This window comes from Streptomyces sp. CNB091 (assembly GCF_000377965.1).
The window spans coordinates 164,577-180,852 of record NZ_KB899004.1; the positions used below are offsets into that span (position 1 = coordinate 164,577).

Consider the following 16,276-nt stretch of genomic DNA (forward strand, 5'->3'; position numbering starts at 1 on the left):
ACCATGACGGACATCAGCACCATCATCAAGCTCACCGCGGCCGAGATCGCCGGAAAGATCGCCTCCGGCGAGCTGACCGCCGTCGAGGTCACCGAGGCCCACCTGGCCCGGATCGACGCGGTCGACGAGAAGGTCCACGCCTTCCTGCACATCGACCGCGAGGGCGCCCTGGCCCAGGCCCGTGCCGTGGACGCGAAGCGGGAGGCGGGCGAGAAGCTCGGCCCGCTCGCCGGCGTCCCGCTGGCGCTGAAGGACATCTTCACCACCAAGGACATGCCGACCACCGTCGGTTCCAAGATCCTTGAGGGCTGGGTCCCGCCGTACGACGCCACGCTCACGCGGAAGCTGCGCGCCGCCGACGTGGTCATCCTCGGCAAGACCAACATGGACGAGTTCGCCATGGGGTCCTCCACCGAGAACAGCGCCTACGGCCCCACCGGCAACCCCTGGGACCTCACCCGCATCCCCGGCGGCTCCGGCGGCGGCTCCTCCGCCGCGCTGGCCTCCTACGAGGCCCCGCTCGCCATCGGCACGGACACCGGCGGCTCGATCCGCCAGCCCGCGGCCGTCACCGGCACGGTCGGCGTCAAGCCCACCTACGGCGGCGTCTCCCGCTACGGCATGGTCGCCTTCTCGTCCTCCCTCGACCAGGGCGGGCCCTGCGCCCGTACGGTCCTGGACGCGGCGCTGCTCCACGAGGCCATCGCCGGGCACGACCCGCTGGACTCGACCTCCATCGACGCACCGGTCCCGCCGGTCGTCGAGGCCGCCCGCAACGGCTCCGTACAGGGCATGCGCGTCGGCGTCGTCAAGCAGTTCCGCGGCGAGGGCTACCAGGCCGGTGTCCTCCAGCGGTTCGACGAGTCGGTCGAGCTGCTGAAGTCGCTGGGCGCGGACATCGTCGAGCTGGACTGCCCGTCCTTCGACCTGGCGCTCTCCGCGTACTACCTGATCGCCCCGTCCGAGTGCTCCTCCAACCTGGCCCGCTTCGACGCCATGCGCTACGGCCTGCGGGTCGGCGACGACGGCACGAAGTCGGCGGAGGACGTCACCGCGCTCACCCGCGAGGCGGGCTTCGGCGACGAGGTCAAGCGCCGCATCATCCTGGGGACGTACGCGCTCAGCTCCGGCTACTACGACGCGTACTACGGCTCGGCCCAGAAGGTCCGCACCCTCATCACCCAGGACTTCGAGAAGGCCTTCGAGCAGGTCGACGTGATCGTCTCCCCGACGACCCCGACCACCGCCTTCCCGATCGGCGAGCGCGCCGACGACCCGATGGCCATGTACCTCGCCGACCTGTGCACCATCCCGACCAACCTGGCCGGCAACTCCGCCATGTCGCTGCCCTGCGGCCTGGCCCCGGAGGACGGTCTGCCGGTCGGACTGCAGATCATCGCCCCCGCCATGAAGGACGACCGGCTCTACAAGGTCGGAGCCGCCGTCGAGGCCGCCTTCGTGGAAAAGTGGGGGCACCCGCTGCTTGAGGAGGCTCCGTCGCTGTGAGTGCCATGGCAAAGAAGGCCAGTAACTTCAAGAAGTCCAAGACCGGGCTGTACGTCTCGCTCGGCAGTACCGCGTTCGGCGCGATCAGCATCGCCAAGCAGGCGAAGCTCGCCCGCCAGGACAACGACGTGCTGCGGCTCGTCGACGCGGCCGTCTCCGCGGCCGCCATCGTCACCGGACTCGCGATCCTCTATCGCGAACTGAAGCGTCTCGGCGACGACGACGTTCTGCTGGGCTGAGAGGGATAAGTTTCACCGTGACTGTCACTGACCTGGTGTCGTACGAGGACGCGCTCGCGTCCTACGACCCCGTCATGGGCCTCGAAGTCCATGTCGAGCTTGGCACCAAGACGAAGATGTTCTGCGGCTGCTCCACGGAGCTGAAGCAGGACGCCAACTCCCAGACCTGCCCGGTCTGTCTCGGACTGCCCGGCGCGCTGCCGGTCGTCAACGAGATCGGCGTGGAGTCGGCCATCAAGATCGGCCTCGCGCTCAACTGCGAGATCGCCGAGTGGTGCCGCTTCGCCCGGAAGAACTACTTCTATCCGGACATGCCGAAGAACTTCCAGACCTCGCAGTACGACGAGCCGATCGCCTTCGAGGGCTATCTGGACGTCCAGCTGGAGGACGGCGAGATCTTCCGGGTGCAGATCGAGCGCGCCCACATGGAGGAGGACACCGGCAAGTCGACGCACGTCGGCGGCGCCACCGGCCGTATCCACGGCGCGTCCCACTCCCTGCTCGACTACAACCGGGCCGGCATCCCGCTCATCGAGATCGTCACCAAGCCGATCGAGGGAGCAGGCGCCCGTGCCCCCGAGGTCGCCAAGGCGTACGTCGCCGAGCTCCGCGAGCTGATCAAGGCCCTCGGGGTCTCCGACGCCCGCATGGAGATGGGCCAGATGCGCTGCGACGTCAACCTGTCGCTGCGCCCGCACGGCCGTGAGGCGTTCGGCACCCGCTCCGAGACGAAGAACGTGAACTCGCTGCGTTCCGTCGAGCGGGCCGCGCGCTTCGAGATCCAGCGGCACGCCGCCGTGCTGTCCTCGGGCGGCACCATTGTGCAGGAGACCCGGCACTTCCACGAGGAGGACGGCTCCACCACGGCCGGCCGCATCAAGGACAACGCCGAGGACTACCGCTACTTCCCCGAGCCGGACCTGGTCCCCGTCGCGCCCCCGCGCGACTGGGTGGAGGAGCTGCGCAAGGGCCTCCCCGAGCTTCCCCGGCTGCGCCGGGCGCGGCTCAAGGAGGAGTGGGGCGTCAACGAGCACGACATGCAGTCCATCCTCAACGCGGGCGCGGTCGACCTGATCGTCGCCACGACCGAGGCGGGCGCACCCTCGGACCAGGCCCGCAAGTGGTGGATGGGCGAGCTGGCCCGTAACGCCAACGAGACCGGCCGCGGTCTGGACGAGCTGCCGATCACCCCGGCGCAGGTCGCCCGGGTGGCCGCGCTCGTCGCCGCGGGCGACCTCAACGACAAGCTGGCCCGCCAGGTCATCGAGGGCGTCCTCGCGGGCGAGGGCGACCCGGACACCGTCGTCGAGAAGCGCGGCCTGAAGGTCGTCTCCGACGAGGGCGCGCTGTCCACGGCCGTGGACGAGGCCATCGCGGGCAACGCGGCCATCGCGGACAAGATCCGCGGCGGCAAGGTCGCGGCGGCGGGCGCGCTCGTCGGCGCGGTCATGAAGGCCACCCGCGGCCAGGCGGACGCGGCACGCGTGCGCGAGCTGATCCTGGAGAAGCTCGGCGTCGAGGGCTGATCACCCGGGTTCGATCCACCGAGCACGTCCCGAAGGGGCGGTGCACCCGCACAGTGCGGGTGCACCGCCCCTTCGCGTTGTTGGACTTCCGGTCCGACCTCTTGGACGTTCACCACCGGTCCGTGCGCAGTCCTTCCCGACGCCACGTGGGCTGACTAGCTTCCCGGCTGTAACCACCGGAACCAGGAGGCTCTTTTGACCACGGACATGTCACGGCGACGGCTCTTCGCGCTGGGCGGCGGCGCGCTCGGCGCCGCTGCGGCCGGATCGTTCCTGCCGCCGTCGCTCCAGGCCGCCATCGCCGCGCAGCCCGCCCACGCGGGGTCCGGCGGAGGAGGAGGCCTCGGCTCCATCAAGCATGTGGTGATCCTGATGCAGGAGAACCGTTCCTTCGACCACTACTTCGGCACCCTGCGCGGCGTACGCGGCTTCGGCGACCGCAACGCCATCGAGCTGCCCACCGGCACAACGGTGTTCGAACAGCCCGCCGCGGCCGGCTCGACCGTGCTGCCCTTCCCGGTGCGCGGGGCAGCCGAGGCGCAGAAGAAGGACCTTCAGTACATCGGCGCCCTCGACCACTCCTGGAACGGTGGCGCGAAGGCCTGGGGCGGCGGCTGGATGAACGGCTGGATCAGCGCGAAGACCGCGGCGACGATGGCGTACTACGACCGCCGCGACATCCCGCTCCACTACGAGCTGGCCGACACCTTCACCGTCTGCGACGCCTACCACTCCTCGGTCCACACCTCCACCAGCCCCAACCGCAACCACCTCTGGAGCGGGAAGACCGGCTTCGAGCCGAACGGGAAGCGGGCCGTCGGCAACGACGCGTACAACGAGGGGACCCACCCCGGCTACGACTGGTCCACCTACGCCGAGCGGCTGGAGAAGGCCGGGCTCAGCTGGCGCACGTACACCGAGTGGGAGAACTTCACCGACAACCAGATCGAGTTCTACGCCACCTTCAAGGCGATCGCCCGCAAGGCGCTGGCCAGGACCGGCGGGCCCACCTACATGGAGGCCTTCTACGCGAAGGTCCGGGGCGCGTCCGAGACCGAGCGCACCCGGCTCCTCGGGCTGCTGGAGGAGGGTGTCGCCACTCTCGACCGGCGCGAGCGCAGCCTGTTCGAGCGGGGGCTGCGCCGGGTGCCGACCGGGACGCTGGCGGACGAGTTCGCCAAGGACGTGGCGGCCGGGACGCTTCCCGCCGTCTCCTATCTGGTCCCCTCGGCGATCGACTCCGAGCACCCGAGCACCTCCTCGCCGGTGCACAGCGCCACCGTCGTCTACAAGATCCTCGACGCGCTCGGCAAGCACCCCGACGTGTGGCGGCACACCGCCGTGCTGATCAACTACGACGAGAACGACGGCTTCTTCGACCACGTCCCGCCGCCCGTCGCACCCCCCGAGGTCGCCGACGAACAGTGGGAGGGCCGGCCCACCGGCCTCGGGATCCGGGTGCCGCTGCTGGTCGTCTCGCCGTGGACCGTCGGCGGGTACGTCTGTTCCGAGGTCTTCGACCACACCTCCGTCATCCGCTTCCTGGAGCGCTGGACCGGCGTGAAGGAACCCAACATCGGCGACTGGCGGCGGCGGGTCACCGGCGACCTCACCTCCGCCTTCGACTTCACCCGGGCCCGCCGGCAGCCCGCCGTCGAGCAGCCGGCGGCGATACCGCCGCTGAGCGGACGCTGGCAGCCGAAGCCGCCCGCCGTCCAGCACCTCCCCGAGCAGGAGCCCGGCGCACGCCCGGCGCGCCCCCTGCCGTACCAGCCGGACGCCCGGGCGAGGCGGTCGGGCGGCACCCTGCGCGTGGAGCTCGCCAACACGGGCCGGTCCTCGGCGCACTTCGCGCTGTACCCGTACGCCGGTGAGTTCCCGGTCCCGCAGCACAAGGACGTCCCCGACACCGCGCACTGGAACGTCCCGCTGACCGGGGAGGCGTACCGCTTCACGGTCACCGGGCCGAACGGCTTCCGGCGCGAGTTCGCCGGACCGGCCGACGGGGGAGCCGAGGTCGCCTCCCGCATCGACCACCGCGACCGCGACCTGCACCTCACCCTGCGCAACACCGGCCGCCGGACCCTGACCTTCCTGGTGCGGCCGCTCGGCTACGTCGACGAGGACGACGTACGGGACTGGACCCGCCGCGTCACGGTCAAGCCGGGCCGCAGCCGGGCGCTCGTGCACTCGGCGGCCGACGCCCACGGCTGGTACGACCTCGCCGTCACCGTCGACGGGGAGGACGGCTTCCGGCGTCGGCTCATGGGCCACATCGAGAACGGCCGCGCCAGCGTCTCCGGCTGACCCGGCCAAACCTGGGGCACAGGGCCTGGTCTGTCGCGTGCGGGGAACAGATCAAGCCCTGTGACCATGGCCACGAAACGGACAAAGGATCACCTTCTGCTGGCAGAGTGGCGGTCGCAAGGTCGTGAGGCGTTTACGGGCAGATAACGTCATCTGTGGGTAAATGTTCCTACACCCACAGGGAGCTCATCCGTTGGCTGCCATCGCTCGCTGGTGCATCAGGCACCGCCTCGTCGCCGTTCTCATCTGGCTCGCCGCCCTCGGCGGGACAGCAGCCGCGGCGGGCTTCGCGGGTTCCGCGTACTCCAACGACTACGAGGTCCCCGGCACCGAGTCCGGCCGCGCCACCGAACTGCTCTCCCGCGGCTTCACCGACCTCGGCGGCGACACCGACACCGTCGTCTGGCACACCACCGGCTCCACGGTCCGGGCCGCCGACGTCGAGCAGACCATGACCCGGACGCTCCACGCGATCGAGGAGCTGCCGGGCGTCGGCGCGGTCACCGGCCCCTACGGAGGCACCGGCCCCGGCCAGATCAGCGAGGACGGCCACACCGCGTACGCCACGGTCACGTTCGACCACCCCGTCGACGAGATCCCCGCCTCCCAGGCCCGCGCCCTCGTCGACACCGCGAAGGGAGCCGAGGCCGACGGGCTCCAGGTCGAGCTGGGCGGCACCGCCGTCGCCCTCACCGAAGCGCCCGGCGTCCACCTCGCCGAGGGGGTCGGCGTGGTCGTCGCGGCCGTCGTGCTCTTCCTCGCCTTCGGCTCGCTCGCCGCCAGCCTGCTGCCCATCGCCACCGCCCTGGTCTCCGTGGGCACCGCCTACGCGGGCATCGTGCTCCTCGGCCACGCGATGACCGTGGCGGACTTCGCCCCGATGCTCGGCATGCTCATCGGGCTCGGCGTGGGCATCGACTACGCCCTCTTCATCGTCACCCGGCACCGCAGAGGGCTCCGGCGCGGGATGTCCGTCGACGAAGCGGCGCAGAACGCCGTCACGACCACCGGGCGTGCCGTCGTCTTCGCCGGGGCCACCGTCTGCATCGCCCTGCTCGGCATGCTGATCCTGCGGCTCGGCTTCCTCAACGGCGTCGCCATCGCCGCCTCGCTCACCGTCGTCCTCACCGTGCTGGCCTCGGTCACCCTGCTGCCCGCCCTGCTCTCCCTCATCGGGACGCGGGCGCTCAGCCGCCGCGAGCGGCGGCAGCTCGCCGAACACGGGCCGCGGCCCGAACTGCCCACCGGCTTCGCCGCCCGCTGGTCCGCCTTCGTGGAACGGCACCCGAAGCTCCTCGGCGGGATCGCGGCCGTCGTCATGGTGGTGCTCGCCCTGCCCGCCCTCGGCCTCCACCTGGGCACCTCCGACCAGGGCAACAACCCGGCCACCGCCACCACCCGGCAGGCCTACGACCTGATCGCCGACGGCTTCGGGCCCGGCGTCAACGGCCCCCTCACCATCGCCGCCCAGCTCGACGGCGCGGACGACCGGCTCGCGCTGGACTCGCTGCCCGGGAAACTGCGCACCACCGAGGGCGTCGCGTCCGTCAGCCCGGTCACGTACAACAGCGCCGGCGACACCGCCTTCCTCACCGTCGTCCCCGCCTCGTCCCCCCAGTCGCAGGACACCAGCGAGCTGGTCGACCGGATCCGGGGCGAGGTGCTGCCGCCGGTCCGGGACAACACCTCGCTGGAGGCCCACGTCGGCGGGGTGACGGCGAGCTACGACGACTTCGCCGAGATCATCGTCGGGAAACTGCCGCTCTTCGTCGGGGTCGTCATCTCCCTCGGCTGTCTGCTCCTCCTCCTGGCGTTCCGCTCCATCGGCATCCCGCTCAAGGCCGCCGTGATGAACGTGGCCGCCGTCGCCTCCTCCTTCGGCGTCGTCGTGGCCGTCTTCCAGTGGGGGTGGGGGAGCGAGCTGCTCGGCCTCGGCAGCGCCGGACCCATCGAACCCTTCCTCCCCGTGATCATGGTCTCGGTCCTCTTCGGCCTCTCCATGGACTACCAGGTCTTCCTCGTCGGCCGGATGTACGAGGAGTGGCTGGAGACCGGCGACAACCGGCGGGCCGTACGGGTCGGCCTCGCCGAGACCGGCCGGGTCATCAACTCCGCCGCCGTGATCATGATCTCCGTCTTCCTCGCCTTCGTGCTCAGCGGCGACCGGGTCATCGCCATGTTCGGCATCGCGCTGGCCACCGCCGTCGCCCTGGACGCCTTCGTGCTGCGCACCCTGCTGGTGCCCGCCCTGATGCACATGCTCGGCGGGGCGAACTGGTGGCTGCCGGGCTGGCTGGAGAAGCGGCTGCCCAGGATCAGCATCGAGCCGCCCGACTGCGTACCGCTCCGTGCGAAGATCCCGGAGACACGCGGTACGGGTGCGGAAGAGGGCGATGAACCGGTGACGGGCCGCCCCGCCGAGAAGGAGCACGATGTTCGCCATATCCCTGGGTGACGACCGGGCGGAGCTGGAACGGGTCGCCTCCGCCGCGAACACCAGGTCGATCGCGGTGGCGAAGCGGCTCGGCATGACCCGGGACGGGGTGATGCGGCAGAACTACGTCCACCGGGGCGTACGCCACGACACCGAGATCTGGTCGGTCCTCGCCCCGGAGTGGGAGGCCCGCGCGGGGCGCTGAGCCCCGACCCACGCCCCGCGCGGCCCCGGCGTGCTTGATCTCCGCGGGCATTACGTCGACCTCTTCGTCGCCCTGCCCACCGCGGGCGCCCCGGCCGGCGGCTGACCCCACTGCTCACCGCCCCGTACGGCACGGGGACGGGGCGTGTCCGGCAGGCCCGGTCATGATCCGCCGGGCACTCCCTAAGGCCCGCGCCCACCCCTCGGACACCCCAGGGCTCGCCCTAAGGCCCCCACCGCCGCGAAGATGCGGAACTCGCCCGATGCGGCGCCCCCGCCTGGCCGACGACAGTGGACACACAGCGAACACAGGGCCCCGGCCGACCGACCGGGCACCCCGCCGGTCCGCTGCCACGACCAGGAACAAGGGGCACTCCATGTACGAGTACGAGCTCTACCGCTCCACCTCCGCCGAGCTGATCCGCCGGGCCGACGCCGAGCGCGAGCTCGGCCGGGCCCGCCTCGTCCGCCGGGCCGCCCGCCGCTCCGGACACGGTGATCCCGAAGGGAAGGTGGTGGAGGGCGACCGCACCCGCTTCGCCCCGGCCGCCTGACGGTGTCCGGGGCCGGCAGCACCACCGCACCGGTCAGCGGTCCCGCCGACGCCCCCTCCGGATCGGGCGCGGCGGGCCCGGACCGCGCCGGGAGCATGATCACCCTCCGCGAAAAGCCGCCCGCGGCCTCGTACGCGTATGCGATGCTCGGCAGCGTGGAGACCAGGTCAGTCAGCCCCGTGTTCATCGGGCGCGCCGAGGAGTTCGCCGCGCTCACCGAGGCGCTCGCGCGGGCCGCGTCCGGCGACCCGCAGGCGCTGCTGATCGGCGGCGAGGCCGGCGTCGGCAAGACCCGCCTGGTCGAGCGGTTCGTCACGGCGGCCGAACGGCGCGATGCCGTCGTCGCCGTCGGGTCCTGCGTCGAGATCGGGGCCGACGGACTGCCGTTCGCCCCCTTCCCCACCGCCCTGCGCGCCCTGCGCCGGGCCCTGCCCGAGGAGATGGCCGCCGCCTGCGCCGGCCAGGAGGGCGAACTGGCCCGGCTCCTGCCCGAACTGGGCGAGGTCCACCGGGACGCGACCGACGAGCACAGCATCGCCCGCCTCTTCGAGCTCACCGTACGGCTGCTGGAGCGGATCTCCGCCGAACGGGTGGTCGTCCTCGTCCTGGAGGACCTGCACTGGGCGGACGCCTCCACCCGGCACCTGCTCGCCTACCTCTTCCGCACCCTCGGCAGCGGCCGCCTCATGGTCGTCGGCACCTACCGCGCCGACGACATCCACCGCCGCCACCCCCTGCGCCCGCTCCTCGCCGAGCTGGACCGGCTGCGCACCGTCACCCGCGTCGAACTCGACCGGTTCAGCCACGACGAGGTCGGCCGCCAGCTCGCCGGCATCCTCGCCGAGACCCCCGAGGCCGCGCTCGTCGACGAGATCTTCGACCGCTCCGACGGCAACGCCTTCTTCGTCGAGGAGCTGGCCCGCTCCCTGGAGTGCTGCGGCGACAGCTCCGGCCTGACCGAATCGCTCCGCGACCTCCTGCTCGTCCGCGTGGAGGCGCTCCCCGAGCACGCCCAGCGGATCGCCCGGCTGGTCGCCGAGGGCGGCTCCTTCGTCGAACACGAACTGCTGGCCACCGTCGCCCAACTCGCCGAGTCCGACCTCGACGAGGCCCTGCGCGCCGCCGTCGGCGCCAACCTGCTGCAACCGTCGCCCGACAACGACGGCTACCGCTTCCGGCACTCCCTGGTCCGCGAGGCCGTCAGCGACGACCTGCTGCCCGGCGAACGCACCCGCCTCAACCGCCGGTACGCCGAAGCCCTGGAGGCCGACCCCTCCCTCGTCCGGGACGACGAACGCGCCACCCGCCTCGCCAGCTACTGGTACGCCGCGCACGACGCCGCCAAGGCCCTGCCCGCCGTGCTCAGGGCCGCCGTCGAGGCCCGCCGACGCTACGCCTACTCCGAGCAGCTGAAGCTGCTGGAGCGGGCGATGGAGCTCTGGGACGACGTCCCCGACGCGGTGCTCGCCACCCTGCGCCCCTTCGACTACGCGGAGGTCTACCCGGCCTCCGGCTGCGATCCGGAGAACACCCCGCTGCGCTACCTGGACGTGATGGCCGAGGCCACCGTCGCCGCCCACTTCGGCGGCGACCGCAAACGCGCCCTGGCCATCTCCAAGAAGGCGATGCGGGTCCTGGCGTCCGAGGCCGACCCGCTGCGCGAGGCCTGGTTCTGGGTGCAGCGCAGCCGGCTGGTGCAGGGGCTCGACAAGGGGGACGGCTGGGAGGAGCTGGCCACCGCACAGGAACTGGTGCGCGGGCTGCCGCCGTCCCCGGTGCAGGCCGACGTTTTGACCAACGTGGCCAGTTGGCGGGCGCTGCACCAGCCGGGCCCGCAGGCGCTCGCCGACAGCGACCGCGCGGTGGAGTACGCCCGGCTCGTCGGTGACGAGTACATCGAGCTGCACGCCCGCCTCACCCGGGGCTGGCTCACCGCGGACGCGGGCGGCGTGGAGGACGGCCTCGCCGAGATGTACGCGGTCCGGGACCGTGCCGAGAAGCTGCACCTGATGAACCTGCTGGGCCGGGTCAGCGTCAACCTGCCCTCCTCGCTCGAAGCGATGGGCCGCTCGCTGGAGGCCGTCGCCGCCGCCGACCACGGCATCGAGATCTGCCACAGCCACGGCCTGGCCGACTCCGGGGCCTGGGTGTACGCCAACCAGTCGCAGTCCCTGTTCTCCCTCGGGCACTGGACCCAGAGCGAGGCCGCCGCCGCGTCCGCCGCCCGCCTGGCGCTGGGCCCCAGGGCGAAGGGCCTCGCCACCCTCCGCCATACTGAACTGGCCTTCGCACGAGGGGACTTCGCCGAGGCCGAGGAGTTGCTCGCCCTGACCCGCAAGCACTTCGGCCAGCGCGATCCGCAGCCCCAGCACCTGATCGCGCCCGTCCGGCTCACCATGCTCCTGGCCGCGGCCCAGGGCAGGCTCGCCGAGGCGCGGGCCGCGTTCGGGGAACTGGCCCGGCACGGCTTCCCGCCCGGCACCCAGCGCTACGCCCTGCCGCTCCTCCAGACCGCCGCCATGATCGAGGCGGACGCCCGCGGGCTGCCCGCCGCCGAACCGGACCGCCCGGAGCTGCTCGCGCTGATCCGCCGGTGCGCGAAGAGGCTCCCGATGCTCGTCCCCGTGTGGGCGGCCCACGGCGTCCTCATCGACGCGGAGCTGGCCCGCGCGGACGGCACGGACACCCCCGGTCACTGGGCGCGCGCCGCCGAGGCCTTCGGGCCGCTCAGCCGCCCCTACGAACTGGCCCAGATCCACCGCCGCTGGGCGGAGTCCCTGCTCATCGCCCCCGGCGACCGGTCCACCGCCACGACCCTGCTGCACCGCGCCCACGAGGCCGCCCACCGGCTCGGCGCCCGCCCGCTCGCCGAGGCCGTCGAACAGCTGGCGGCCCGCGCCCGCATCCCCCTGGACGGCTCCGGCACGGCACCCGGCCCCGACGCCGGGATCCACCCGGCCGTCCTGACCGCCGTATCCGCCGGAGGGAGCCCCGAGCCCGCGGCGGCCGCCGGACAGGACCCCGCCATCGCCGCCGTGGCGTCCTTCGGGCTGACCCCGCGAGAGCAGGACGTGCACCGGCTGGTCGCGGCCGGGCACACCAACCGCAGGATCGCCGAGGAGCTGTTCATCTCGCCGAAGACCGCGAGCGTGCACGTCTCCAACATCCTGGCCAAGCTCGGCGTCTCCAGCCGCGGCGAGGCGGCCGCCCTCGCCCACCGCCTCCGCCTCTACCCGGCCGCGTAGGCCCTGGTCACGTCCTTACGTCCCGGGCTCCTCGTCCGCGCGCCGCTCGGGCCCGCTCACCGGCTTCCCGGGTCTCGGCCGGTCCAGGACGGCGTCCTGCTCGGGCGCGGGCGGAAGCACGCTGCCGTTGCCGGGCCCGGCGGTACCGTCCGGGGCCATGCCGTAAGCGGGCCCCGGGGCCGGAGCACGGACGGTCACCTTCCCGGAGGTCAGGTCTATCGGCCCCCGGTCCGGATCGCCGATGCCGAGATCCACCCTGCTCAGCTCCAGGCGCCTCTGCTCGTCGGAGACGTGCTTGCGCCCCGGGGCGAAGAGCTCCTCGAAGAAATTGAACACCGGCCGTGCTCCCTCCGACGTGCCGCGCGGGCGGACGGCTAACCCACTTCCACCTGGAGGATCCTGTCGTCCCCGGGCTTCCGCGTGCCCCGTCCGTCCGTGTTGCTGGTGACCAGCCACAGGCGGTCGCCCCCCGCACTCACCACAGTGCGCAGGCGGCCGTGCTTCTCCTCCAGGAACGACTGGGGGTCGGCATAAGGTTCCTCCGCCTTCTCGCCGGACAGCGGAATGCGCCAGAGCCGCTCGCCGCGCAGCCCGGCCATCCAGACCGAGCCCTCCGCGTACGCGATCCCGCTGGGGGAGGCCTCGGAGGTCTTCCACTGGGCCACCGGGTCGATGAACCCGTCCTCGCCCTCCCGGCCCTCGACCTCGGGCCAGCCGTAGTTCCCGCCGGGCTCGATCAGATTCAGCTCGTCCCAGGTGTTCTGGCCGAACTCGGCGGCCCACAGCCGCTTCTCCGCGTCCCAGGCGAGCCCCTGCACATTGCGGTGCCCGTACGAATACACCACCGAGTCCGCCTGCGGATTGCCGTGCACCGGCTCCCCGTCCGGGGTCATCCGCAGGATCTTCCCCGCCAGCGACTCCTTGTCCTGGGCCAGCCCGGTGTCCCCGGTCTCGCCCGTGCCCGCGTACAGCATCTTGTCCGGGCCGAAGGCGATCCGGCCCCCGTTGTGGATGCTGCCCTTGGGGATGCCCCGCAGGATGGTGTCCGGGGCCCCCAACTGCTGTCCCGCCGGACGCTTCTCGTCGTAACTCATGCGGACGATCCGGTTGTCGGACGTGGTGGTGAAGTAGGCGTACACCAACTGGTCCGCGCCGAACGTGGAGGAGACGGCGAGCCCGAGCAGCCCGCCCTCGCCCGCCGGGGACACCCCGGGCACCGAGCCCAGCAGCGTCTGCTTCCCGCTCTCGCCGTCGACCCGGTGGACCGTTCCCTCGTCGCGCGAGGAGACCAGCAGGTCACCGCCCGGCAGCGCGGCCAGGCCCCAGGGCGACTTCAGACCCTCGGTCAGCGTCGAGACCACCTTCGCCGAGCCCTTCGCCGGCGGCAGACCGGCCGACCGGCTCGGGGTGGCCGGGGGAGCGGAGCCCCCCGAGGCGCTCGGGGAACCGGCGGGCTGCCCGGACGGCCCCCCGCCCCCGTCGCCGGAACACCCGGCGGTCAGCAGCAGCGTGGCCGACGCCAGCACGGCCACCACCCCCCTGCGCATCGCCGGAGACTGCACAGGTCCGAACAGAGCACCACGCACGGAACCGATCCTTTCGACGGTTGCCCGACTACCTGCTCCTACACCTTGTTCCTACACCGCGACCGGCCCAGGAGTTCCCGATGCGCCCATTCTCCCGCCGGGCGCCGGACGGCGCCCCCCTGACCACCGCTCCCGCGACACTCAGTCCCACGACTCGCGGGCGGCGGGCAGGCCGTCGATCTCCGCCAGGTCCCGGTCGTCCAGGACCACCCGCGCCGCCCCGGCGTTCTCCACCGCCCACCGCTCCCGCTTCGCCCCCGGGACCGGCACCACATGCGGACCCTGGCGCAGCACCCACGCCAGCGCCACCTGGGCCACGGTCGCCCCGCGCCGCTCCGCGACCCGCCGCAGGCCGGCCACCACCGGCTGGTTCGCCGCCATCACCTCCGCCGTGAACCGCGGATGCCTGGCCCGCAGATCCTCCGGCTCGAAACCCTGGCCCGGCTTCAGCGTCCCGGTCAGATAGCCGCTGCCCAGCGGCATCGCGGCCAGCAGTCCGACCCCGCGCGCCACGCACCACGGCAGCAGCTCCGCCAGCGCCTCGCGCGACCACACCGACAGCTCCGCCTCGACGGCGCTCACCGGGAAGACCTGCTGGATCCGCTCCAACTGCCGGATCGTTCCCTCATGCGGTCCCGCACCCGACCGGCGCGGGGCCCGCGCCCCCACCGCGCACAGTCCGAGCGAGCGCACCTTGCCCGCGGTCACCAGCTCCGCCATCGCACCCCAGGTCTCCTCCACCGGCACCTCCGGGTCGGCCCGGTGCAGCTGGTACAGGTCGATCACATCGGTCTGGAGCCGCCGCAGCGAGGCGTCACAGGCCCGCCGGACATACCCCGGCCGGCCGTTGGCGACGATGTGCTGATCGCCCACCAGCAGCCCGCACTTGGTGGAGACGAACGCTTCCCCGCGGCGCCCCTTCAGCGCCCGCCCCACCAGCAGCTCGTTGGTGAACGGGCCGTACATGTCCGCGGTGTCGAGCAGCCGGACGCCCGCGTCCAGCGCAGCGTGCACCGTCCGCACCGAACGGTCTCCGAGCCGCTGCGACGCGCTGTAACCCCAGCTCATCGGCATGCAGCCGAGACCGACCGCACCGACGGCAAGCCCCGCCGCCCCGATAGTCCTGCTCTCCAACTCCCCGAACCCTTTCCTGGACGAGCCGTTCCGCCCTCCCGTCCGCCGCGGTCCACGGGCGGCTCTTTCCGGAGACGGCGCGAGAGCACGGTCCCGGACCCGGACGGTCACGCCCGCCCGATCCACGACGCAGGTCCCTGTCGGGGGAGTTCGGTGAGTGATTGACGGAAGCGTTTGGGCGATGTGACGATACGCCGATGCCCGGCCCACCCGCACGGACGGCTGCTCGTGGTGGTGACCGCACCGCCGGCGCACCCCACCCCTGGAGCGCTCGTACATCTGTCGCATAGCCTCCTGACCATGACTGCGACGACTGCCGACGTGTGGCTGCCCTACCCGGCCGAGGAGATCGACGGCCTGCCCGAGGGCCTCAACTACCTCTTCTGGGACGGTGAACCGGAGTACCCGGGCGACCCGGCCGACTGCGCCTACTACGTCGTTCCCTACCTGAAGGGTTCCGAGGTCGCGGTGCGCCCGCTGGCCTCGATGAACGCCGTCCGGGTGGTGCAGACGCTCTCCGCGGGCATCGACCACGTGGAGCCGGGCCTCGGAGTGCTTCCCGCCGGCGTACGCCTCTGCAACGCCAAGGGGGTGCACGAGGCGTCCACCGCCGAGCTGACGCTCGCCCTGATCCTCGCGTCCCTGCGCGGGTTCCCGGGATTCGTCCACGGCCAGGACAAGGGGGAGTGGCGGTCCGGCTTCTACCCGGCGCTCGCCGACAGGTCCGTCCTCATCGTGGGGTACGGATCCATCGGCTCGGCCATCGAGGACCGGCTCGCCCCCTTCGAGTGCGCGCGGGTGGCGCGCGTCGCGCGCTCCGCGCGGACCACCGCACGCGGTCCCGTACAGACGCTCGACGATCTGCCCGCCCTGCTGCCCGAGGCCGACGTCGTGATCCTCTCCACTCCGCTGAACCCGTCCACGCAGGGGCTGGTGGGCGCCGACTTCCTCGCCGCGATGCCCGACGGGGCCCTCCTCGTCAACGTCGCCCGCGGCCCGGTCGTCGACACCAAGGCCCTGCTGTCCGAACTCGAATCCGGACTACTGCGGGCCGCACTGGATGTGACCGACCCGGAACCCCTGCCCGAGGGCCATCCTCTCTGGCATGCTCCGAATGTCTTGATCACGCCGCACGTGGGCGGCAGCACCTCGGCCTTCGAACCGCGTGCCAAGCGGCTGCTGGCCGCACAGCTCACCCGGTTCGCCGCCGGAGAGCCGGTGCGCAACGTCGTGACCACCACCGGCTGACCCCGCCGCGGCGGCCACGCTACGGGGCGGTCCGGATGCACGCGGTGCCGCCCACCTCGCACTTCGTCACGGAGCGTAGAGAATCTATGGCCCTGAGTGACGGATCTGGTGTATCGTCCGATCCGGGGGGCTGCGCCGTGGAAGGGACGGCGCGGGGGGAGCACCGGAACGCGAGGGGGCGACGGGCGATGTGCTGGCCATGGAGAGACGATCCGACGCGGACGAGCGGACGGTTGCGGCCGCCCGCGCCGACGGAGCACAGCACCCGTCGGTGGCCGGATTCCTGCCCCGGC

General features: G+C 72.3%; 11 protein-coding genes and 1 pseudogene. 9 read left to right on the plus strand and 3 right to left on the minus strand.

Features of this window, described 5'->3' with window-relative positions; translation table 11 throughout:
- The first annotated feature begins 3 nt into the window (after window positions 1–3).
- The 8 genes and pseudogenes from gatA (at window position 4) to D581_RS0125755 (ending at window position 12,015) form a co-directional block, all read left to right on the plus strand.
- Window positions 4–1,506: an Asp-tRNA(Asn)/Glu-tRNA(Gln) amidotransferase subunit GatA gene (gene gatA / locus D581_RS0125720; protein WP_018960063.1), complete on the plus strand. Its 1,503-nt coding sequence runs from the start codon at window positions 4–6 to the stop codon at window positions 1,504–1,506.
- Between the two features lie 5 nt (window positions 1,507–1,511).
- Window positions 1,512–1,745, plus strand: a complete 234-nt coding sequence (locus tag D581_RS0125725) for a hypothetical protein (protein WP_018492329.1) — start codon at window positions 1,512–1,514, stop codon at window positions 1,743–1,745.
- Window positions 1,746–1,762: 17 nt separating this feature from the next.
- A complete protein-coding gene (gene gatB / locus D581_RS0125730; RefSeq protein WP_026290907.1) occupies window positions 1,763–3,271 on the plus strand; it encodes an Asp-tRNA(Asn)/Glu-tRNA(Gln) amidotransferase subunit GatB in 1,509 nt (502 codons plus the stop codon).
- A 195-nt stretch (window positions 3,272–3,466) separates the two neighbouring features.
- Window positions 3,467–5,578, plus strand: a complete 2,112-nt coding sequence (locus D581_RS0125735; protein WP_018960065.1) for a phosphocholine-specific phospholipase C — start codon at window positions 3,467–3,469, stop codon at window positions 5,576–5,578.
- A 193-nt stretch (window positions 5,579–5,771) separates the two neighbouring features.
- A complete protein-coding gene (locus tag D581_RS0125740) occupies window positions 5,772–8,033 on the plus strand; it encodes an MMPL family transporter (RefSeq protein WP_018960066.1) in 2,262 nt (753 codons plus the stop codon).
- A gap of 25 nt (window positions 8,034–8,058) precedes the next feature.
- Window positions 8,059–8,217: pseudogene (locus D581_RS0125745) on the plus strand (GNAT family N-acetyltransferase); the annotation flags it as partial.
- A gap of 376 nt (window positions 8,218–8,593) precedes the next feature.
- Entirely contained in the window at window positions 8,594–8,770 is a 177-nt protein-coding gene (locus tag D581_RS1000000141705; RefSeq protein ID WP_018960068.1) for a hypothetical protein, read from the plus strand.
- Window positions 8,771–8,865: 95 nt separating this feature from the next.
- Window positions 8,866–12,015: a helix-turn-helix transcriptional regulator gene (locus D581_RS0125755; RefSeq protein WP_026290908.1), complete on the plus strand. Its 3,150-nt coding sequence runs from the start codon at window positions 8,866–8,868 to the stop codon at window positions 12,013–12,015.
- A 15-nt stretch (window positions 12,016–12,030) separates the two neighbouring features.
- Here the strand turns inward: D581_RS0125755 and D581_RS0125760 are convergent, their stop codons facing one another.
- The 3 genes from D581_RS0125760 to D581_RS0125770 form a co-directional block, all read right to left on the minus strand.
- The gene (locus D581_RS0125760; protein WP_018960070.1) at window positions 12,031–12,351 is read right to left on the minus strand and encodes a DUF6191 domain-containing protein; all 321 of its coding nucleotides are present in this window, start codon (window positions 12,349–12,351) and stop codon (window positions 12,031–12,033) included.
- Window positions 12,352–12,389: 38 nt separating this feature from the next.
- On the minus strand, window positions 12,390–13,562 hold the full coding sequence (locus tag D581_RS0125765) for a PQQ-dependent sugar dehydrogenase (protein ID WP_486585882.1): 1,173 nt from the start codon (window positions 13,560–13,562) through the stop codon (window positions 12,390–12,392).
- A 180-nt stretch (window positions 13,563–13,742) separates the two neighbouring features.
- On the minus strand, window positions 13,743–14,735 hold the full coding sequence (locus D581_RS0125770; RefSeq protein WP_078625928.1) for an aldo/keto reductase: 993 nt from the start codon (window positions 14,733–14,735) through the stop codon (window positions 13,743–13,745).
- 300 nt (window positions 14,736–15,035) lie between these two features.
- On the opposite strand from D581_RS0125770, the gene D581_RS0125775 reads away from it, so the two are divergent.
- Window positions 15,036–15,983 (plus strand): 2-hydroxyacid dehydrogenase, encoded by a 948-nt coding sequence (locus D581_RS0125775; protein ID WP_026290910.1) that lies wholly within the window; start codon window positions 15,036–15,038, stop codon window positions 15,981–15,983.
- The last annotated feature ends 293 nt before the right edge of the window (window positions 15,984–16,276 follow it).